Source organism: Candidatus Uabimicrobium amorphum, assembly GCF_009002475.1.
In the GTDB taxonomy this organism is placed as follows: Bacteria; Planctomycetota; Uabimicrobiia; order Uabimicrobiales; family Uabimicrobiaceae; genus Uabimicrobium; species Uabimicrobium amorphum.
The window spans coordinates 9,280,647-9,302,153 of record NZ_AP019860.1 but is presented as its reverse complement, the minus strand read 5'-3'; the positions used below and the strand labels follow the sequence as shown (position 1 = coordinate 9,302,153).

Here is a 21,507-nt window from a genome sequence, read left to right as displayed (position 1 = left end):
CACAATGCATACATACAAAACAGGCGATGTTATAGACAATCGCTATAAATTAGACAAACTCCTTGGTAGTGGTCGTGTTGGTAAAGTCTATCTTGCCAATGACCAACAAAAAAATAGAGATGTGGCGGTTAAAATACTTGCCCATAGTTTCTCTTCGGAAAGAGAACAAACTCTTTTTAAACGAGAATTTTTGTCGATCAAAAATCTAAACCACCCCGGAGTAGTAAAAGTTTTCGAACAAGGGGAAAACTTTTTTACTATGGAGTATGTCAAGGGTTCTCCTTTAGATGTCTTAAAAGAGTATGAGTTTTCTCAAATATTCGATGTCTGTACCGAAATTACAAAAATTTTGGACTACATACACAAGCAAGGGGTTATTCACCGTGACTTAAAACCTGACAACATAAAAATAGACAAGAAGTTAACCCCTAAAATACTCGACTTTGGTTTTGCCACCTATGACAGTGTACAGAATTTTCTAGACCCACAGTCTGACATCATGGGAACCCTGGATTACATGGCCCCAGAAATGATCAAAGGTTTTCAAATTGATACACGTGCAGACCTTTACTCATTGGGCGTTTTATTTTATGAACTTGTTACAGGTCATGTTCCGTTTAAAAGCGATGATATTATCACCACAGTTTTGAAACAAGTAGAAACTACCGCCGTTCTCCCAAGTAAAATAAATCCAAAAATAGTTGGTGGCTTTGAAAAAATCATTATGAAACTTATCGAAAAGTCACCAGCAAAACGCTTTCAATCCGCAGAAGAACTCCTAGCAAGTATGCTGAGGCTTGCCGGAAAATCAGAAATCCAAAATATAAAAATAGAACGCGGAAAACACTTACTCGGTGCACCGACATTTTGTGGACGTGAAGACGAACTCAAGCATCTTTCATTGGGTTTTTCAAAAGCTTTAAAGGGCCGTGGATACTTTATCGCAATATCCGGGGAAAACGGTATTGGTAAAACCGCACTGCTCAAGCACTTTCAATCGCAAATTTCGGAAGGAACGGTTTCTGTTTTTGTTGACTGTACTCCGCAAGACACCATAGAATATCCTATTTTTCACCACGCGGTAACGCATATTCTCGAACACTTTAAAAGGGAAACCCCCAGTATACTTTCTGAAATACTCGATCGCTGGGGAAGTGTCCTGTGGTCTTTAAATCCGCAGCTATTCGAACAAGATAGTTATTTCTCTCATGTGAAGCCCGAAAAATCTTTGCCTACCAATATTCTACAGGAAAAGATATGCGAATTCTTTATTGAGATATCCAAGTACCACTTCCTCTCTTTGTTTATCGATAATATTCACAACCTTAACGAACAAAACTGTCAACTTCTGCTCAAATTTGTGGAAAAAACTCAAAATATCTCCATGTTTATTTGTTGCGCGTACAACAATATTCTCGAGGATATCCAAAGCCCTCTTAATAAATTTATTTCTAGCTTACAATGGAAGAAATTTTGCAAACAAATTGATCTGTCTCCTCTTAACAAGGAAGATGTTAAAGTTTTGTTTACCTCAATGGTAAATAATGAGTACATTGCCCCAACTATATTAGACAAACTTTTCGAAGTAAGCCGTGGAATTCCCATACTACTAGAAGACTCTATTCACAAAATAGCTGATGATGGACTTATATACCAAAAGGGTGGCTCGTGGGTCATCGACATTGACGATTTACGTAAAATTAAACGTCCAAATCTTTTGGAAGAGTCTTTACTGGAAAAATATAACTCGTTGGATGGCAAAAAGCTACAAATCATTCAACTTGCCACAATTGCAGGGCACCCACTTTCTGAGGAGTTCATAAAAAAAATACTCCACATAGATGAATTAGAACACCAACTACAGGAACTCATTGCCACTGGATTTATTGTCGCGCGAACAGATCAATATATTATTGGTTCGCAAAAACTAGCAAAAAAGATTTATAACAAAATACCCGTTGCCAAAAAACGCCACCTACATAGTCAAATAGCGGAAAAACTCAAAGAGCAAGAACCACAAAATGTTGAAAACTTAGCCTACCATTACACACAAGCCGCGCAAAACGACAAAGCGTTTCATTATCTCATTCAATCGGGAGACTTATGTAAAAAACAATATCTACATAGCGCGGCACTAAATTATTATCACCAAGCAATCCAACTAGGATACAAAACGGAACCACAACACCAAGTTGACTTGTTAATAAAGCTAGGTAACATACACCTAGCCTGTGGTCAATATAAAGAATCACTGTCTGTATTCGAAAAAGCTCTGTCTGTCGTGGCGCAAAACAAATTAGAAAAAAACTATGCCATTGCCAAGGGAATCGGCGACGCGGCATTCAAAAATGGTTTATTTGACAAAGCTCTACATCACTACAAAGATCTATTAAGTCATCTGCGTAACCAAGGGAAAAAAATTGCTGAGGAATTACTCACCATGGCGTCTATTCATATTGTAATGGGCTCATACAGTGAGTCGGAAAAACTCCTTGCCGAATCCCTAGAACTCGCCAAAAGCGAAAAAAATATTGAATTACAGGCATCTATTTATAGTTCATTTGCATCTATTCACTTCATAAAAGGGCAAATTCCCAATGCGATGAACTACTACCTTACGGCGTTTAAAATTCTTCACTCATCGGAAAATCTTCCTCTCAAAGCAAAAGTCGCGGAAGGCATCGCTCATGCGTATATTCGCAAAGGTCAAACGGACCTTGCATACCGCTATTTAGAAGAAGCATCTTACATCTCCAATATAGTCGGAGATCGTGAGCGCTTCACGATGGTTAAAATTAACCTTGGAAAATTATTTGAGTTACGTGGTCAATTTTCGCGCGCACTTAAAATTTATAAAGAGTGTCTCAACTTTGCAGAAGAGAGCCATGTCAAAATAGCTGAAGGTTACGTTCTACTGGAACTCAGCTATGCGATGAATATACTAGAAAAAAATGACGATGCTCTACGTTTCATACAACGCGCCATAAAAATTTTCGACGACTTAAAGATACAATCAGCGTCAGCAACCGCTTACAAAATATTAGGGCAAACATACACGGCATTAGGCCGTATGAGCGAAGCGCAAGAGGTATTCAAAATTAGCGAAGCATCTTTTCTATCTTTAGATATGAAGTGGGCCTTAGCAGATGTGTACCTAAGTTTGTCGGAGACTCTTCCAGATGCGGAAGCAAATAAAATGCTGAATAAGGCATTAAAAATAAGTAAAAAACACGATGACGATATGATCTCCGCTAAAATACACACACGCTATGGCGTATTTTGTACGAAAATCGGGCACAACCAAGAAGCCTTAGAACATTTTGTGTCCGCCACGGTCCTTTTAGAAAGGGTCACCAACAAGTTAGAGTTAGCAAAGACTTACTTTGAATATGGAAAAGCCTTGCTCCATTTTGAACAAGAAGGAGAAAAAGGCTTTGTAAAGGTAGCAATTAATCAACTGGAAAAAGCCCGAGAAATATATGCAGACATAGCTCCTTTACAAAAAAAAGCAAATTTACTTATAAAGCAGTGCAAGCGAGAGACACCCGTTGTTGATCACAAGAAAAATTTAGCTGCAAAGCTACGTAAATTTGGACAAGAAATTTCTTCATTGGAAAGAGAATATAAAAAACAAATACACGATTTACAACAACAACTTGAAACGGGTAAAGACATGGGACAAGAATATGTAGATGAAATTCATCGAAAATTGGAAGAAATACAAAATAGTTTTGATGAAAAATTACAAGATTTGACGTCAAAAAACACCATGCTAATAAATCAAGTTCAAGAACTCAAAGCAGAACGCGAAAGTTTATTGACATTGCAAAAAGTCTCCACAACGATTAACTCTGTTCTCGATTCGAAAAAGCTCTTTGATCTCATTATGGACATGGTGATTCGCGAATTAAAAGCAGAGCGTGGTTTTGTGGTATTAAAAGACGGTGAAAATCTCAACTTTAAGGCTGCGCGAAATATCGACGAAAAAGAATTATCGACTTCCGAAAGCAATTTATCAACGAGTATTGTGCAAAAAGTTATCAAAACAGGGGAACCAGTACTCACCTCGGATGCACAGGCAGATGGACGATTCCAGTCACAATCCATTGTAGATTTAAAGTTACGTTCTATTCTGTGTGTTCCTTTTAACATAAAAGATAAAACCATTGGTGCAGTTTATGTAGACAATCGCCTTGTTTCAGGTCTTTTTACCGAACATGATTTAGATTTTCTCATCTCATTCTCCGACCAAGCAGCTATCGCATTAGAAAATGCTTTCCTATATGAAGAACTACGCGAAAAAGAACGAATTGAACAAGAAATCAGCATCGCAGCTAAAATTCAATCGGGCTTACTACCCAAAGAGCTACCCAATATAAATGGCATTGACGTATATGGAAAGATGATACCAGCGCGTCAAGTAGGTGGCGACTACTACGACTTCATCACCGATCATAAAAATGACGCCTTATCTATCGTTGTTGGCGATGTTTCCGGAAAAGGAGTCCCCGCGGGACTAGTAATGGTAATGGCGCGCCTTACTCTCCACCACTTTCTAATAGGAAGAAAACTATCTACGAAAGAAATACTTCTCGAAACCAATCGTATATTAAAGGACAATACGGAACCCTTCATTTTTATGTCCATGCTTTTGGTTCACTGGGACAACAAAAACCAAAAGCTTGTTTACACCGGAGCGGGCCACGAAAACCTGATTATTATCAAAAATGACTCCCCTCCTATAGCAACACCAGCAGGAGGAGTGGTGCTTGGTGTCAAAGACAACATAGATAGTTTCTTGGAAGAAAAAGAACTTGATTTATCCTGTGGAGATAAAGTAATTTTTTATACCGATGGTGTTACAGATGCTATGTCACCAACAGGAGACATGTTAGAAATGGACGGCCTGCTAGAAATAATCAATAAGCACCGTGATAAAAAACCACGCGATATGGTATATGGTATCCTGGATGATCTTGAAGTTTTCATGAAAGACCAAGAACAACACGACGACATAACTTTAACTGTATTACAAAAACTCTAGGACGTGTCAATAAATTTTGTTTCATTGCTAACAAGCCCTAGCCCATCATCCACAATAAAAATAATTTGCATATAATTGTGAAGTTGCTTTATAATAGGCATGTCACCCTTTCTGATATACATAACCCAAAGAAAAACAGTAGAATCTGTAAATTTGGGAATAAATTTATCATTTTTTTCTACCCTAATGGTAGGGTAGAATACTTCTTGCGAAAACAATTCACAATTTTTTGGGTATTTTTGTCTACATATTCATATCAGCTAGACACCTCAAGATCAAAGGTAACAATATGTTAGAAGAACACTACGATATTATAGTTGTTGGTGCAGGCCATGCCGGATGTGAAGCAGCTTTGGCTTCTGCGAGAATAGGTGCGAAAACTCTCTTGGTAACTATGGATTTAGATCGCATAGCGCAAATGTCTTGCAACCCGGCCATTGGTGGTTTAGGCAAGGGACACCTTGTGCGTGAAATAGACGCTCTCGGCGGAGAAATGGGCAAAGCAATTGATGCCACAGCGATTCATTTCAAAATGTTAGGTCAAAGTAGAGGACCTGCTGTTCATGGACCTCGTGCCCAAGCGGACAAACAAGAATACCAAAGATACATGAAAAGAATAGTTGAAAATACACCTAATCTGACTGTTCGCCAAGATCGTATTGAAGGCATTTTAGTGACCAACGATCAAATAAAAGGTTTAAAATCACTTACGGGAACCTACTACTACGCCAAGGCCGTCATTTTAACCACGGGGACTTTCCTCAACGGAAAAATACATATGGGCCTAAACAACTATAGCGGTGGTCGTGCTTCGGAACCTGGGACGGGTGGTTGTAGCAATAGCCTAAAAGATTTCGGTTTTGAAATTGGAAGACTCAAAACAGGAACTCCTCCGCGAGTCAATACCCGGTCTGTCAATTTTGATGTTTGTGAAGCGCAACATCCCGACGACAATCCACATTTTTTTTCGTTTACGACAAAAAGTATTCAGCGAGTACAAGTTCCGTGTTATATCACATGGACAAACCCCAAAACTCACGAGATCATACATAGTGCCTTAGATCGTTCGCCAATGTATTCAGGGGCTATTCAAAGTGTTGGGCCGCGATATTGTCCGTCTATCGAGGACAAAATTGTTCGCTTTGCAGGACGCGAAAGACACCAAGTATTTTTGGAACCAGAAGGAATGTATACCGCAGAAGTGTATTGCAATGGTATATCGACTTCTCTTCCCCCAGATGTTCAACTACAATATGTTAGAAGTATTGTCGGTCTTGAAAAAGCGGAAATTATGCGTTTTGGTTACGCCGTAGAGTACGACTTTGTGTATCCCACACAAATATTTCCCAGCTTAGAAACAAAAAAAATAGAAGGCCTATACCTCGCAGGGCAGATAAATGGTACAACGGGGTATGAAGAAGCTGCCGCTCAAGGAATAATGGCGGGCATTAATGCCGCACGTAAGGTGGCAGGTAAAGATCCTGTTATCCTTACTCGCGACCAAGCATATATCGGAGTTCTCATCGATGATTTGGTCACACGTGGAACGGAAGAACCTTACAGAATGTTTACTTCACGAGCAGAATACCGACTTATTTTACGTCAAGACAATGCCAATCGACGCTTGACACCTGTGGGATACGAAGTTGGTTTGGTACCGAAAGATTTGTACGAAGAGCTCATCGCATACGAAGAAAGAATTGCAAAACTACACAAACAAGTGGCTAGTTTAAAACATGAAAATAAACCATTGAAAAAAGTCCTACGCCGTCCAGAGATAACAATTGATGACATTTGCCGTGAAAAAGAAGAACTACAAGAGTGGTTTAGCGATCCTCTGGTACTACAACAAGTAGAGATAGAAGTAAAATACGAAGGGTATATTGAACGTCAAGAAATACAAATCAATAAATTTCAAAAAATGGAAAATACTCATCTACCTACGAATACGGACTATTTTGCAATTTCAGCTCTTTCGCGAGAAGCACAGGAAAAGCTAACGAAACATACTCCAAGTTCGATTGGTCAAGCATCGAGAATCTCTGGTGTTACCCCAGCAGACATCTCTGTATTGTTAATTTATATTTCTGGCAACAAACTACCATGTAAAAATACTTAGGAGTTTTAAGCATGAGTCGAAGAAAGGTTCGTAAAAGGAGAGTTCCCCGACAACGCGTACCACGTGAAGCTCGTCCTATATCAAAAGATAACAGTATTATAGGTGTGTTGAGTTTTGTCGGTGCCTTTTTATTTTTAGTACTGATTGGCATTATATTCACGGACACAGGAAACAATCGTTCAGATGACTATCAAGAAGAATTTGCTTACAACGACAATTCCAACGAATATGATAAAAACAAAAACCAAAGGCCAAAGAACAATAAAAAGCCGCAAAAAAATACAACGGGCAATACAAAAAAAGATACGCCAAAAGATACACAAAAAGTCGCGAATAACGAAAGTAATAACGTAGACAAAAACGAAAACGAAGACGAAAACAAAAACAACAAAGATAATAAAGAAAATAATAACGCCGAAAAACAAATGGCGGAAAATAACAAACAAGACGAAGGAATTAGAGGTTTACCTGCACAACAAGTCAACAAAGAGAATCCCAAAAAAGACTTCAACTTGTCAGATGATGAAAAGTATCGTATTCGTTATGAGAGAGCGCGCCGCTCGGGTAGTCTTCAGGAGTTAATGACATTGGCAAAATGGTGCCAAGATAACGAAATGCCTGGCCGTGCGGAAGACGTTTACCGTCAGGTTATTTCCATAGAGCCGAACAATCCTACAGCACGTGCAGCCTTGGGCTACATTCGTCTAGGCGCAACATGGGGTACAGAGGACAATGCCGCACAACTTGGATATCATAAATACAAAGGAAACTACGTTAGCGCAAAATCACTACGTGACAAAGGACTATTTTTTTACGAAGATGAGTGGCTCACGAAACAACAACTTAGAAGAAAAAACCTTGTCATCCACGAAGGTAACGTAATGACGAAGCAAGAGCTAAAAGAATTCAAGAAAAGACAAAAAGAAGAAAAGCGCAAACTTCAATCTTCTCGTGAAGAAAGAGATGAAAAAGAAAATAAAATTGATTACAGTAAACAGATTACCCTGAGTTTTCGCCAAGTTAGAATTCTCACTCCGCCAATTGGTAACTGGTCTCTATCGAGTTCGGGCAGTCGTGGAGCACAAGGGATTTCGCGATCCAATAATCCAAATATCAACAATGTTCCCAACCCTAACAGTGGTGCGCTCAGAGATACTCTCACAGACTCTGACAGCGGCATTGTTCTTAAGATCCAAGGTTATAGTCCAGAGCTTTTATACACATTTGCCGACGGAAGTGCCGCACAAGGAAGTGAAATTACAAATCTACTCAAAGCGTACAGAGGTGAATCACTTAATCTCTACCAAAATTTGCGTTTTGATAGAGTACGTCGTGCGCGATATGGTTCGGAAACAATGACCCAACAATTTGGAATTGGTAGTAGTAACGGTAAAAAATATGCGGTTGTATTAACATTTTTCCGCTACGGAACTTTAACCTACGCTATTCGAATTACTTATCCTGTTCCAGACAACAAAAAAGATAACAAACTCGTTCAGCAAAAAATCAACTATTTGTTTACGTACATGCAAAAAACACGAAATGACTACTAGAGAATGTTTGACGGATTAACATGTTCTAGCTAAAATATTCTCTACAATTAACATTTTATAACAAACTGTACTTTGAAAGACCAAGTTGATCGTAGTATTTTCTTTAATAAAGAAAAGCATTGCTGCGAAATAAGATGAAATCTCTCAGGATATTTCTAATTTTGTTGACAAATTTATGATAAAATTCTAAACTAGAATTTTGTTAAGTCTCTAGGAGAGAATGGTCTACTAAAGTAGATTAAATTTGAGGAAAAACAAATGGCGAGCAATGAAGTATGGGGCATCGACATAGGGAAATCTGGTGTAAAAGCCGTAAAAATGCGTAAAGCAAAAAACCAGTTAGAAGTCGTTGCCATAGATATAATTGAATATGAACAGGCTTTATCTGAATCGGAGGATGTTGATCGAGAAGAACAAATTCGTCAGGCATTAGGTGAATTTCAAGCTCGCAATAAAATTAAAAGTAGTGACTGTATTTTTGCATCGATCCCAGGGCAAGCTACGTTTAACCGTTTAATCACCATCCCACCAGTTGAAGCAAAACGAATAAAAGAAGTTGTGACTTATGAAGCACAGCAACAGATTCCTTTTCCCATTGAAGACGTGATATGGGACTATCAATTAATTGGTAGCGTTGATAACAAGAATGTAGAAGAACGAGAAGTAATGCTTTTTGCGGTGCGCAAAGAATTGATTAACAACTTTTTGAGTAACCTAGAAGCGGCACAACTTCCCGTACAAGGAATACAAATTGCACCATTAGCTTTATACAACTTTGTACGTTTCGAACGCCCAGACATGGAAGCTGGCGTTGCTATCGACATAGGAGCGGAACACACAGATCTTGTCATCGTAGACTTAGACAAACTTTGGTTACGCGCTGTTCCTTATGCTGGTGATGACATTACCAAAGCCTTACAAAAACGCTTTAAGATACCTTACTCTGAAGCCGAAAAATTAAAAATAAAATCTGGGAAAACAAAACAGTCTCAAAGAATTTTTGAGGTAATGAAACCCATATTGAAAGACCTAGTCGGCGAGGTACATCGCTCGGTTGGATACTACAAATCATCAATGTCTAAAAACATTAAATTTGAGAAAATGTTATTTGTAGGTAATGCCACAAAATTAAACGGCTTTGAGCAGTTTTTCACTCAGAACATGCAGTACAATATAGAAATTCTTTCGCAAGTAAAAAATATTCACGTATCTCCCAAAATCAACGTGAATCAATTTCAAAGTAACATAGCGACCTTTGCCGTTGCACTTGGTCTTGCGATTCAAGGTTTAGGAAAAGCGAAAAACGATATAAAGCTTATTCCGTCAGAAATATCAATCGTTAATAATTTTAACAAAATAAAACCTTTTCTTGTTGCAGCCACAGCTCTACTTTGCGTAGCACCTATTTTGGAGTATCAGAAAGCAAAACAAATCCAAACAAATATGACGCAACTATCACGAGATGTTAGTCCAATTATCAACAAGATAAAAAAGCTACAAGATCGCCTTAAGAAGGTAAACAACTATGCTGGTATCCAAACAGAATTAAAAAAGGTAAGTGTTTACGGACAAGGGCGCGATATATGGCTCACAACACTCAACTTGCTCAATGAACAGTACTTGGAAACTTCACAAAAAGTTAAAGATGAAAATAAACCCAAATTCTGGATCGTAAAAACAAGTGCAGAAAAAAAACTGGATACAACGGTTGTAGACGCGAAAGATCCAAAAGATGCGCGTAAAACAATCAAAAAAACCATTGTAAAAAAACAACTGTTAGTCCAGTTCACAGTTGTCTTTAAAACCGTAGCCGAAAACTCATTGGGAAATAATGATTATCTAAGTAATTATCTAGTTGTACCATTAAGAGAAAAATGCAAAAAAACCTATGGTGAAAATTTTGGTACTATAGATATCTTGGAAGGTAGCTGGGGCTTTGTTGCAGGAGTTTTTCCCAATAGTAGTGATCAAGAAGAAAAAGATCACTTTAAGGTAACAATAAAATGGATATTGAATTTGGGAGAATAGGTGATGGAGCAACTTAAAAATAACCAATTTGCTGTAGCAATTGCAGCGATTATATTTATATATATTATTTTGTATATGTTTGTCGTAAGTCCCATATACACAGATGGGCAGAGAGGGATTGAAATCTTAAAACGCAAGTTATCAAAAGACAAACGACACTTGGATAAGTATACAAACCCTAGAGCTATTATTCCTAGTGAGGACTTAATAAAGTTCCATACAAAAAGAAAAGACGAACTCGTAGCCGCTCAGAAAAAAATATACGATATTTTTATTAACAAGAGTAAATCACTAAAGAAATCTTTCAAGGAAGTAGAAGAAAGACAAAAACAAAACGGTAGTGTATCTCTCTCTTACTTTCAACTGGTGTACGAAAAAGAAGTCTCCAACATTGTCAAGAAATATGCCAATGGCAATAGTAACCTGCAAATAGGTGAGTCTAAAGAAGATGACTTCTTCGACGGTGCGAGTAGTAAAGAAAAACAAGTACGCGAGATTCTCAGATTCGACGATTCACGCAGTATCGTCAGTACGACAACCCAGGCAGAAGCACAAAAAAAGTTTTGGATCATACAAAATATATTAGATATCCTCGAAGATAGCAAAGTAAAATCTCTAAAACAGCTTCTTGTGCGTAAAAATGATAAAGCCAACTATCCGGGTTTTGAAGAGTACAACGTTGAAATGACCGTAAACGTAGATTTCAAAAATATGCCCACAATCGTACAAAAGATACTTCAAACAGAAGAGATGCTAACAGAAATTTTGTTTGTCAACATGACAAGAAACGAAAGTTATACTCCTGACGATATTAAAGTATTTGTAAAAATCGGTCAAACAGAGCAACAAGCTCAAGAAGAAGCATTAAAGAAGCGGGGAATTTCATCAATCCCTGTCAGTGTAAGAATCGGATGCAAAATTTTAAATTACATACAACCTCAAAAATAACAAGGTTTTCTTAAATCTCTATTGGTAATCGGTTGCACTACTATTTGGCAGCCGTTTTAGTATAAGTTCTAACAAAAGCTGCAATCCATCAGAGATCGCACAGCATATTACCAGCTTTGCATTTCGAGAAAAGTAGATAGGCATAAGACTTAGCCGTTACTCTACTTTTGTTAGAAACTCTTAACATAATGAAAATTTCATTGTGGATTGCAATTTTTGTTGTTCTACATTTTTAGGAACGGTAAATAGAATGAAAAGCAATAGTAATCGTTGGATATACAGTATTGTTACTTTTGTATGCTTGTTATTCATTGTCGGCTGTACAACCACTCAAAATAAGCAACCTCAACAAGCCGAAGAGAATAAACAAGACGTAGTAAAAGAACAAGCTGAAGAACAACCACAAGAAACTCAAGTGGCGGAAAATACATCTGAAGATGTAGAAAATGACGCCGCTGATGCACAAGAACCTCAAGAGATTGATGGCGACGTTTCTCAAGAAGCGGCAGAAAATTTTAAAGCTACCGTGGAAAGAGAAAGACTTATCAATCAAAAAAGAGGCTTCATTGTACAAAGTTTCTTAAACAGTGCGAAAAACTATGCAAATGAAGGCAAATATGCGGATGCATATCAATTTGTGATAGAAGCACTAAACCAAGATCCAGAAAATAGAGAAGCACTTACTCTAAAACACATGTATGGTAAAAGACTTGGTTATCGCCCAGATGAAATTGCACAACAACTAGATGAAGCAGAAGCTGTTGCAAACGTAAAAATAGAACAAGCTCGCCTAGAAATTGACAACAAAATCATCCAGGGAAAACGTCTTTTCAATGATGGAGAGTATGGCAAAGCTATTCCACACTTTAAGCAAGCAAAAGAAATTCTTAAATTTATGCCTTATTACTCTATGGACACAAAAGGTAAAGCGCGTCAGATAGATTACCTAATACAACGTGCCGACGAAGAGAGAGAAAAGAAAGAAGAAGAAGAGCGTATCGAAAGAATGGCTGCTGCCGAAAAGCAAGCTTTGCAAGAAGAGGAAAATCGCCTACGCACTCAACAAGAGAAAATTGGCTATCTTTTCCGTCAAGCAAACTCTGCTTTCCAAAGAGAAAAGTATGACATCGCTGAAAATATTTGCAACCAAATCATGGCTATTGAACCAGACAATAAAGAAGCACAAAGTCTACGTCGCGTAGTTCGCGAAACACGTCATGAATTTATTGCAGGTCAAAACAGAGATCGTTATTCTGAAGAGTGGAAGAGAATTTTCGAACAAGTAGATGAAGCAACAATACCAACTACTGATATTCTGGTCTACCCAAGTTACGAAAAATGGAAAGAAATCGAAAAAAGAGGAAGTAAAGACAATCAAAATGATTTAGATCAAGATGATCCAGATACAAGAGCAGTAAAAGAACGTCTGGAAAACGAATCTATTACCATGAACTTTACCGAAGCTCCTCTACCAGAAGTAATCGACTTCTTAAGAACAACAACTGGTTTAAACATCATTATAGCGCCATCTGTATTCACTGAGTTTCCAGAAGAAGAAGCTCTAAAAGTAGAAATTACAGTAAAAGAACTAAAACTGTCTTCTATTTTGAACCTAATTTTGGCCAACAACGACTTAACATACAGAGTCGAAAACGGTGTAATCATTGTTTCTACAAAAACAGATGCTACCGAAAAAGCGATCTTGGATCTATACGATGTTCGCGACTTAACCGGAAAACTAACAGACTTTGCTGGTCCTGAACTTGACCTAGCAGAAATTAACCCTAACGAACAAAGCGTTGGTGTACAGCTACAAGAAGAAGATGAAGCTCCTGATTCTGCAATTACAGAAGAACAATTAACAGACCTAATCAAGAGCAACATTGACAAAAACTCATGGGATGAAAATGATCGTTCTATCGATGCAAGAGGTGGTACACTCATTATTCGTCAATCTAAATCTGTACACAAAAAAATCAGAAACTTACTTGAAGATTTACGTACATCAACAGGTATTCTTGTAACTGTTGAAGCTCGTTTTGTTGACGTAACCGATGACTTCTTAGAAGACGTTGGTGTTGACTGGCGTGGACTTGGTGCTGTAGTTGACCCAGGTATTGGTGAAATTGCAGAAGACGACATCACCAACAACAACGTAAACGGTATTGCTGCTGGTGAAATTGGTGTAAACGATACCATTGGTGCAGAATTCCGCAGATTAGACGACTTCGTCTTTGATGCAACAGGTGGTGATGCTGATGGCGCTATTGGTACAGGTTCTGCTGCTGGTTTCTTTGGTCTTTCTGGAGACAATGTGGAAACCAAGCAAAGAATTGAAAACTTGTTCAACCAAACACTTGGTGATGGTGCAACCTTCCGCGAGACAGGTGGTCTTTCACTACAGTTGGCATATGTTGACGACATCGAACTACAAGCGATCTTGAAAGCAGTAAGAAAGAAAGCGCGTAGTAACGTAGTTAATGCTCCTCTATTGACACTATTCAACACACAACGTGGTAACGTAACGATCATTACCCAAAGATCTTTCATCCAAGATTTTGACGTAGAAGTTGCGACAAACGCTGTAATCGCCGACCCTATTATCGGAACCTTCCAAGAAGGTGTGGTACTAGACGTGCGCCCAACAGTTAGTGCTGATAGAAAGTATGTAACATTAGAACTACAACCTACTTTAGCCGTAAACTTTGATATTCGCGAACTACAAACAGAATTAGGTAACGCAGCTGCGGGTGCGGTAACTATTCAGTTCCCAGATATCGAATTGACAAAAATTAGAACCACAGTTACCATTCCTGATGGTGGTACTCTTCTAATTGGTGGTCTAGCTCAATCGCGTAAAGTAGACCAAATGTCAGGTGTTCCTATTCTTTCTGATTTGCCGCTTGTTAGCTTCTTTACTTCACGTAAAGGTCAATCGACACAGAAGCTACAAAAGCTAATCCTAATCAAGGCAAAGATCATTCTTCCAGAAGAATATGAGCCAAAAGCTGGTCTAAGACAGTACTAAAAGCATTTAACTAGTCAGTCGAAAAATAAATGGGTGAACAAAATTTTGTTCACCCATTTTCATTTAGGTAAATAACATGACACGCCGTAGAAAAACACGCGCAATAAGAAAAGCCTCTAACTCTAGTGACACCTCACGAACAAATTCCAAAGCCACAAGAAGAAACAAAACCTCACGCCGACAACAGAAAAAAAGCGATACGTCACTTTACATAGGTATTGGATCGGTAGTTGTAGTCGTTTTGTTTATCATTGTCCTAATGGTTTCGTCTTCGTCACCAACCAAAAGAACCCCAAATCGCACCGGCACAGAACCTGATATTGCGAAAGCAGAGCAGTTATCGAATCGTGGTTATGAATTGTACAAGCAAAAGAATTATCGCGAAGCGCAACGAGTGCTCAAACAAGCGAAGAGTATTCTACACAAAGGCGTTGAATACTACAAAAACGATGCACGCAAACAAAAGAAAATGGAGCGAATGCTAGAAATTGTCAACAAACGTTATGTGGATGCGTACCACCATAGTGCGATTAAGTAGGTTTTCTACGGAAGTTGAAAGGGAAGAGTTTCGTTTTCAGATTGGTGCCCTCACCATCGAATTTAAGGTTTCAGCTTCGCTGAAAGCCTTTATTCTCATGCCTCTTCCACAGGGAGAGGCGTAACACGTCTTCATTTGTTTCCATTTGCTTTCTTTGATGCATATTCTAGATAATACGGTTTCGTTTTCAGATTGGTGCCCTCACCATCGAATTTAAGGTTTTAGCTTCGCTAAAAGCCTTAATTCTCATGCCTCTCCCACAGGGAGAGGCGTAACACGTCTTCATTTGCTTCCATTTGCTTTCTTTGATGCATATTCTAGATAATACGGTTTCGTTTTCAGATTGGTGCCCTCACCATCGAATTTAAGGTTTTAGCTTCGCTAAAAGCCTTAATTCTCATGCCTCTCCCACAGGGAGAGGCGTAACACGTCTTCATTTGCTTCCATTTGCTTTCTTTGATGCATATTCTAGATAATACGGTTTCGTTTTCAGATTGGTGCCCTCACCATCGAATTTAAGGTTTTAGCTTCGCTAAAAGCCTTAATTCTCATGCCTCTCCCACAGGGAGAGGCGTAACACGTCTTCATTTGCTTCCATTTGCTTTCTTTGATGCATATTCTAGATACAACATTAATCAAAAGATTGTATTACATCACTACTTTCGACCCGCAACTCAAGTAAATTTAGTTTTTTACAAAAGAGAAGCATTACACCTCTCCCTGTGGGAGAGGTATGAGAATAGCAGGTTTCAGCGCAGCTGATAACTGTTATTCGATGGTGAGGGCACCAACTCAAAGAAGAATATCTAAAACAAATATTCTTAATTTATAAATTCAACAATCTTGTCCACCACAGTTTGAAGTAAATCATCAGCGTCAATGATACAATCACAATCGCAGTAAAATTTATAGCGTTCGTTGTACATTTCTTGCATTTGAGCTTTAGATTTGGCTAGTGGGCGGGCGTAGCATTTGCTTAGTCGGGTGTGTAAGGTATCAATATCTACCTGGAGAAAGACGCGTGTACCGGTTTTTGCCATTAATTCGCGGTTTTTGCCACTTAGGATACATCCACCGCCGGTGGCGATCACACAGCTTTTTTCTTTTTCGCGCACAATCGCTGCCAAGGCTTTTTCTTCTAGCGTGCGAAAGTGTTTTTCACCGTGGGTTTCAAAAATCTCAGGGATGGACATGTTCGCTTGTTGTTCGATATACACATCCATGTCGACGAAATCGTATTCTAGACGTTGTGCGACGATCTTGCCCACGGTGCTTTTGCCTGCTCCCATCATACCGATGAGAAAAATGTTATTGGATTGCATTGTTTAGCTCTTTGCGAATCATCTCCACTGGTGGTGTCAGACTCGTCCATAGTTCAAAAGCATAGATTGCTTGATAGATTAGCATGCCTAGACCATCTACTCCTACAGCGCCATTTTCACGTGCTATGCGCAATAGTTTTGTTTCTAGAGGTTTGTACACCAAATCAAACACAACGTGATCTTTGTGTATACTCTCGCGCGAAATAGGCGATACATCGGCATAGGGGTACATTCCCACGGAAGTTGCGTTTATGATGATATCTGCGTCGTATACGATGGCGTTCTCTTCGCCAAATAGCACACCATTTCCGCCGAATAGCTCTACAAGCGTTTTTATCTTATCGCTACTTCGTCCGACAATGGACAATCCTGCGATATTTTCATCGACAATAGCCGCCAGTACCGATTTCGCTGCACCTCCGGTTCCTAACATCGCCACTTTTTTGTGTTGTAAATCAATGCCCTGTTCGCGAAGAGCACGTAGGGCACCTTTGCCGTCTGTAGAACTGCCATGCAGTTTACCGTTCTTCATATACAACGTATTGACCGCACCGCATCTTTTTGCCACAGGGCAAAGTTCGTCCACGAAATCTATTACCGAACATTTGTGGGGAATCGTGACATTTGCTCCTCCAAGTTTGCCATTGCGAATGTCATCTATCTTCGTAGACAACCCATCCATCACTACGTCGCTTAATGTATAGTGATGATCCAAAGAAAAGTGCACAAAGGCAGCATTGTGTATTTTGGGGGACAATGATTTGGCGACAGGGTGGCCAATCAGTGTATATTCCATTATTTGCGACGTCTTTTCTTTTTTAAACTTTTCTTCATTTCATTGTTCGCTATTTTTTCTGCAAAAAAATCTTTTTCATGCAAGTATTGCAGTAGTATCAAAATTAACGGTGGAAATATAATTAAAGATAACCATTCTAGTTTGGAAAATAACATTGCGATCATCATATTTCTTTGTCAACCTCATTGATAATTTGTAAAATTTCACAGCCATATTTTTCTAACTTCACTTTGCCAATACCAGAAATTTGCGCCATTTCTTCTAGAGTGCGCGGTTTTGATTTCGCCAGTTCTTCTAGCGTAGTATTGTGCAACACGACAAATGCCGGTTTATTTACTTCTTGAGAAATCCGTCTGCGCATTTCCGAAAGTTTTTTATATAAACGCAAAGTATCTCCATGAGTTGCAATTTCAGTTTTAGATTCTTTCTTTTGCGGTTTGCTAAAATTTCGCAGCGCGTCCAGTCGCGATGAGCGCTTTGTGGTTTTGGTTTTTGTTTTGGTCTGTTTCAATAAACCATCTTGCGGAAAGTAGCATTTTTCTTCGCCCATCATCACACTTCTTCCCATTTCGGTTAGATATAGTAACGGATAACGTCCGTCTTTTAGGCGAACCTGTATGTAACCCACTTCAATTAGCTTATCCAAAAAATCGCAGACATCTGTTTGCGAATATTTTTCTAACACTCCATAGGTAGGTATACTGTTGACGTTTAATGAAAGAAGATCTTTTGATTTGGAGCCAACGAGTAGTTGTGCAATACGTACTTTTCCCCAACGACCATTCAAACGTGCCACAGCACTTAATGCTTTTTGCATGTTGATCAAATCTTCTCCTGTAGCTTCTTGTAGCGCAACTTCATTTTTACAATTGTCGCAGGCATGACAACTTTCTTTGGTGTTAGTGTCTCCAAAATAGTCGAGAATCCACAAGCGTCGGCACCCTTTGTGGTATGCATACTTCACCATGTTGTTTAATTTTTGCTCGTCGTGCTCTTTGCGTTTTGCGTCATCGGATAAAATATTCTCTAAAATCGAAAATCCTTCTTGGGAAGGAGTCAGCACGTAAAAATCTCCAGGGTTTGCTTTTGCCACAAGGCCGGCACGTTCAAAAAATCCCAAAGTGTAGCGCACGGTCATATAACTAGAGGCCTTACATTCCGAAGAAATTTGTTCGATGCTGGGAACCACTTGTTCATTCTGGATAAAACTCCACATCTTATGAGCAAACTGTACTGTGGGATGAGCTTCTTCAATAAAAAAACGTGGTATACGTGTATCGGCATAGTTGAATAACAAATAGCAAGATGCAGGCTTGCGATCGCGACCTGCGCGTCCCACTTCTTGGTAGTACGATTCCATATCACCAGGAATGTCAAAGTGTACCACAAAACGAATATTTGCCTTATCGATTCCCATACCAAACGCATTTGTCGCCACAATAAGATCTATTTTGTTCTCCATAAACTCGTTTTGTATGGCCTCACGCTCGCTGTCTGACAATCCGGCGTGATATTTTTGAACATTCATACCAAAACGCGTCAATTCATTACAAATATACTCTACATTCTTGCGCGTACCAGCATAAACAATTCCCGCGGCTCCCTTTTCATCAAAAATTTCCGCAATGCGCTCTATTTTCGTTTTTTTCGATGCACAAAAAACCACAGAAAAATACAAGTTATTGCGATCAAAACCCGCGACATGGTCTGCCCAAGACTCAAGGCCTAGTCTCTCGGCAATTTCTTCGCGAACAATTTGCGTTGCCGTTGCCGTAAGAGCAACAGTTTGTGGAAAATCTAAATATTCGCGAATATCTTTTATTTTTAGATAATCAGGTCGAAAGTCGTGCCCCCATTGGCTAATACAGTGTGCTTCATCTACGGCCAGCATGGCAATTTTCGTACGGCGAAGCGCTTCTTGGAAACCTTGATGTTGTAGTCTTTCGGCAGATACATACACTAAATCGTAATAACCTAGTTGCATTCCATTCATCGCGTTATGTCGTTCTACGGAACTCAAGGTACTATTAATATAGGTAGCTTTCACTCCAATTTGTTGTAGACTATCCACCTGATCTTTCATCAAACTAATGAGAGGTGAAATGACGATGACCGTACCATCAAATACAACCGCTGGCAATTGATACAACATTGATTTCCCAGCTCCTGTAGGCATAATGGCCACAACATCTTCGCGTTTTAATACATCCTCAATGACTACTTTCTGTCCTGGTAAAAACTCTTCATAGCCAAATTGACTCTTGAGTACTTTTAGAGACTCTTCCACAGAAAAAGTTTTATTTTTGGTCATGCAACTGCTTTTCCTCACTCAACCAATCAAAGGGAATCTTGGTTTTCTCCCACAGAAAACTGTTTCTTCCCACCCGATCTCGAATATGTTTAACGATGTTGTAAGTTTTTGGGTCACGTAATCGTCCCAAGGCCCAAATAATTGCTGCCACTTCTTCTATATCATTGCGAATATCCATTTGCTTTAATTTTTGTATTAGCCACCACACAGAGTTCTTTGTACGAAATTTAATATCCGTGTTCCCCATTTTCCCCAAACATTCAATGGCTAAACGTCTCTGCCACACGAGAGGACTTTCCAAAAGAGATATAAGTTGTACAACAACATCTTTCTGTGGCATCGTAATTACCTCATTCACATATTCATCAAAAATACCAAATTGTGGTGGGGTGGCTAAATTGCGCTTAATGGCCGAAAGACGATTCAGATAGTATTGCTGTTGGCCATCTTTATATTGTTGTAAAATGTCAGGTAACTGCTCCGCCTCACGGCCTCCAATGGCACGGCAACGATTAAATGCCAATTCACTCAAAAGGTAATTATGAGCGCCGAGAGCAATAATACCTATGCCTTTTTCCACACGATACAGCAAGCTACGAATGCGACTGTCATCACCAAAAAATACCTGACACTTCTCCAAAGAACTGCGCATTTTGCGATAGTCTTTAATCAAATCTTTGCGCTTTTCCAGCTCAGACAGTGGGATATTCGCTCTTTGGCTTTCTCTAATTTGTAGGTATTGCGATTTTTCGGATGAGTCTAAAAAGTTTTGAACTTTTGCAATGGTAGATTCCAACTCTTCGAGGTAAGACTGCTGCGTTTTGCTTTCACGTTGACTTTGTCGCTCTTTTGCCCAGTACTTCACCATCACAATACCCAATATTATACTGAGCATCGTGACAAATACAAAAAATACGCGCAACAAAAATTTCTCGTGTCTACGAATGGAGTCCACAATATAAGACGAATTTCCCCACAATTGTACCTGAACTTTCTCCCCACGTAGAAATCGCTGTAAATCGTCCCCCATGAACGCCGCGCTGCGATAGCGAAATTCCTTATTTTTTTGAATAGCTTTCAAACAAATATTATTGAGTTCTTTGGGAATGCGCGAGTTGATCTTAATCGGTGGAGTTGCGGGAATGTTCATAATTTGATGGTATATCTGTGTAAAAGATCGACCCGAAAAAGGTAGGCGTTTTGTTAACATCTCGTAAAGAATAATACCCAATGAATACACATCCGTTCTCTCATCTACTTGATTGTTCTTTCCGCTTGCCTGCTCAGGAGACATGTAATAAATAGTTCCGAGAGAAGTACCTGTTTTTGATAGTTTTTCACTGCTATGGGTAATTTTTGCCAAACCAAAGTCCATAATTTTAGGTATGCCACTACTCGTAATAATGATATTACTCGGCTTTAAATCGCGGTGTATGATTCCTTTGCGATGTGCATAGTGCATTGCGTTGGTTAACTGGCCAACAATTTTACTTATTTGGCGCATGGTCAATAAATTATTCTTAATCGCCTCCGCGAGTGTATATCCAGAAAGAAACTCCATAACAAAAAAGTACGGAGGCGATGTAATTTGGATATCGTAAACTTTGACAATATTGATATGCTCTAAAACAGCAATTGATTTTGCTTCGCGAAAAAATCTTTTTAGTTGAACTTCATTGCAATCGACATCGCGCAGTACTTTAATAGCAACTGTACGTTCTAATTTAGAATCATGCGCTTTATAAACTTTCCCCATACCACCTTGACCCACTTCTTCGATCATTTCGTAGCGGTCAAAATAATTGATCATTCTTGCTGTC

The 21,507-nt window shown here is 39.0% G+C and carries 11 protein-coding genes; 7 read left to right on the top strand and 4 right to left on the bottom strand.

Translation table 11 applies throughout. The features are described 5' to 3' along the window. Window positions 1–4: 4 nt before the first annotated feature. The 7 genes from UABAM_RS32625 to UABAM_RS32595 all read left to right on the top strand — a co-directional run bounded on the left by UABAM_RS32625 (window position 5) and on the right by UABAM_RS32595 (window position 15,258). On the top strand, window positions 5–5,044 hold the full coding sequence (locus tag UABAM_RS32625; protein ID WP_152021813.1) for a protein kinase domain-containing protein: 5,040 nt from the start codon (window positions 5–7) through the stop codon (window positions 5,042–5,044). Window positions 5,045–5,333: 289 nt separating this feature from the next. Continuing rightward, on the top strand, window positions 5,334–7,163 hold the full coding sequence (gene mnmG / locus UABAM_RS32620; protein ID WP_152021812.1) for a tRNA uridine-5-carboxymethylaminomethyl(34) synthesis enzyme MnmG: 1,830 nt from the start codon (window positions 5,334–5,336) through the stop codon (window positions 7,161–7,163). 11 nt (window positions 7,164–7,174) lie between these two features. After that, on the top strand, window positions 7,175–8,716 hold the full coding sequence (locus UABAM_RS32615) for a tetratricopeptide repeat protein (protein WP_152021811.1): 1,542 nt from the start codon (window positions 7,175–7,177) through the stop codon (window positions 8,714–8,716). Between the two features lie 258 nt (window positions 8,717–8,974). Next, window positions 8,975–10,744, top strand: a complete 1,770-nt coding sequence (gene pilM / locus UABAM_RS32610) for a type IV pilus assembly protein PilM (RefSeq protein WP_152021810.1) — start codon at window positions 8,975–8,977, stop codon at window positions 10,742–10,744. A 3-nt stretch (window positions 10,745–10,747) separates the two neighbouring features. Further along, window positions 10,748–11,692, top strand: a complete 945-nt coding sequence (locus tag UABAM_RS32605) for a hypothetical protein (RefSeq protein WP_152021809.1) — start codon at window positions 10,748–10,750, stop codon at window positions 11,690–11,692. A 250-nt stretch (window positions 11,693–11,942) separates the two neighbouring features. Continuing rightward, complete coding sequence (locus tag UABAM_RS32600; protein WP_152021808.1) at window positions 11,943–14,720, top strand: hypothetical protein; 2,778 nt, start codon at window positions 11,943–11,945, stop codon at window positions 14,718–14,720. Between the two features lie 76 nt (window positions 14,721–14,796). Continuing rightward, window positions 14,797–15,258: a hypothetical protein gene (locus UABAM_RS32595; protein WP_152021807.1), complete on the top strand. Its 462-nt coding sequence runs from the start codon at window positions 14,797–14,799 to the stop codon at window positions 15,256–15,258. Between the two features lie 821 nt (window positions 15,259–16,079). On the opposite strand, the gene UABAM_RS32590 is transcribed toward UABAM_RS32595, so the two are convergent. The 4 genes from UABAM_RS32590 to UABAM_RS32575 form a co-directional block, all read right to left on the bottom strand. Continuing rightward, window positions 16,080–16,580: a shikimate kinase gene (locus tag UABAM_RS32590; RefSeq protein WP_152021806.1), complete on the bottom strand. Its 501-nt coding sequence runs from the start codon at window positions 16,578–16,580 to the stop codon at window positions 16,080–16,082. Further along, a complete protein-coding gene (aroE, locus tag UABAM_RS32585) occupies window positions 16,567–17,376 on the bottom strand; it encodes a shikimate dehydrogenase (protein ID WP_152021805.1) in 810 nt (269 codons plus the stop codon). Before aroE ends, UABAM_RS32590 begins: the two co-directional genes overlap by 14 nt. 163 nt (window positions 17,377–17,539) lie before the next feature. Further along, window positions 17,540–19,687: a RecQ family ATP-dependent DNA helicase gene (locus tag UABAM_RS32580; protein WP_152021804.1), complete on the bottom strand. Its 2,148-nt coding sequence runs from the start codon at window positions 19,685–19,687 to the stop codon at window positions 17,540–17,542. Further along, window positions 19,674–21,497, bottom strand: a complete 1,824-nt coding sequence (locus tag UABAM_RS32575) for a serine/threonine protein kinase (protein ID WP_152021803.1) — start codon at window positions 21,495–21,497, stop codon at window positions 19,674–19,676. The genes UABAM_RS32580 and UABAM_RS32575 overlap by 14 nt, the downstream gene beginning before the upstream one ends. Window positions 21,498–21,507 lie beyond the last annotated feature (10 nt).

Coding starts and splice junctions, on each gene's coding strand:
- UABAM_RS32625 (WP_152021813.1), top strand. CDS start 5: ATGCATACATACAAAACAGGCGATGTTATAGACAATCGCTATAAATTA.
- mnmG (WP_152021812.1), top strand. CDS start 5,334: ATGTTAGAAGAACACTACGATATTATAGTTGTTGGTGCAGGCCATGCC.
- UABAM_RS32615 (WP_152021811.1), top strand. CDS start 7,175: ATGAGTCGAAGAAAGGTTCGTAAAAGGAGAGTTCCCCGACAACGCGTA.
- pilM (WP_152021810.1), top strand. CDS start 8,975: ATGGCGAGCAATGAAGTATGGGGCATCGACATAGGGAAATCTGGTGTA.
- UABAM_RS32605 (WP_152021809.1), top strand. CDS start 10,748: ATGGAGCAACTTAAAAATAACCAATTTGCTGTAGCAATTGCAGCGATT.
- UABAM_RS32600 (WP_152021808.1), top strand. CDS start 11,943: ATGAAAAGCAATAGTAATCGTTGGATATACAGTATTGTTACTTTTGTA.
- UABAM_RS32595 (WP_152021807.1), top strand. CDS start 14,797: ATGACACGCCGTAGAAAAACACGCGCAATAAGAAAAGCCTCTAACTCT.
- UABAM_RS32590 (WP_152021806.1), bottom strand. CDS start 16,580: ATGCAATCCAATAACATTTTTCTCATCGGTATGATGGGAGCAGGCAAA.
- aroE (WP_152021805.1), bottom strand. CDS start 17,376: ATGGAATATACACTGATTGGCCACCCTGTCGCCAAATCATTGTCCCCC.
- UABAM_RS32580 (WP_152021804.1), bottom strand. CDS start 19,687: ATGACCAAAAATAAAACTTTTTCTGTGGAAGAGTCTCTAAAAGTACTC.
- UABAM_RS32575 (WP_152021803.1), bottom strand. CDS start 21,497: ATGATCAATTATTTTGACCGCTACGAAATGATCGAAGAAGTGGGTCAA.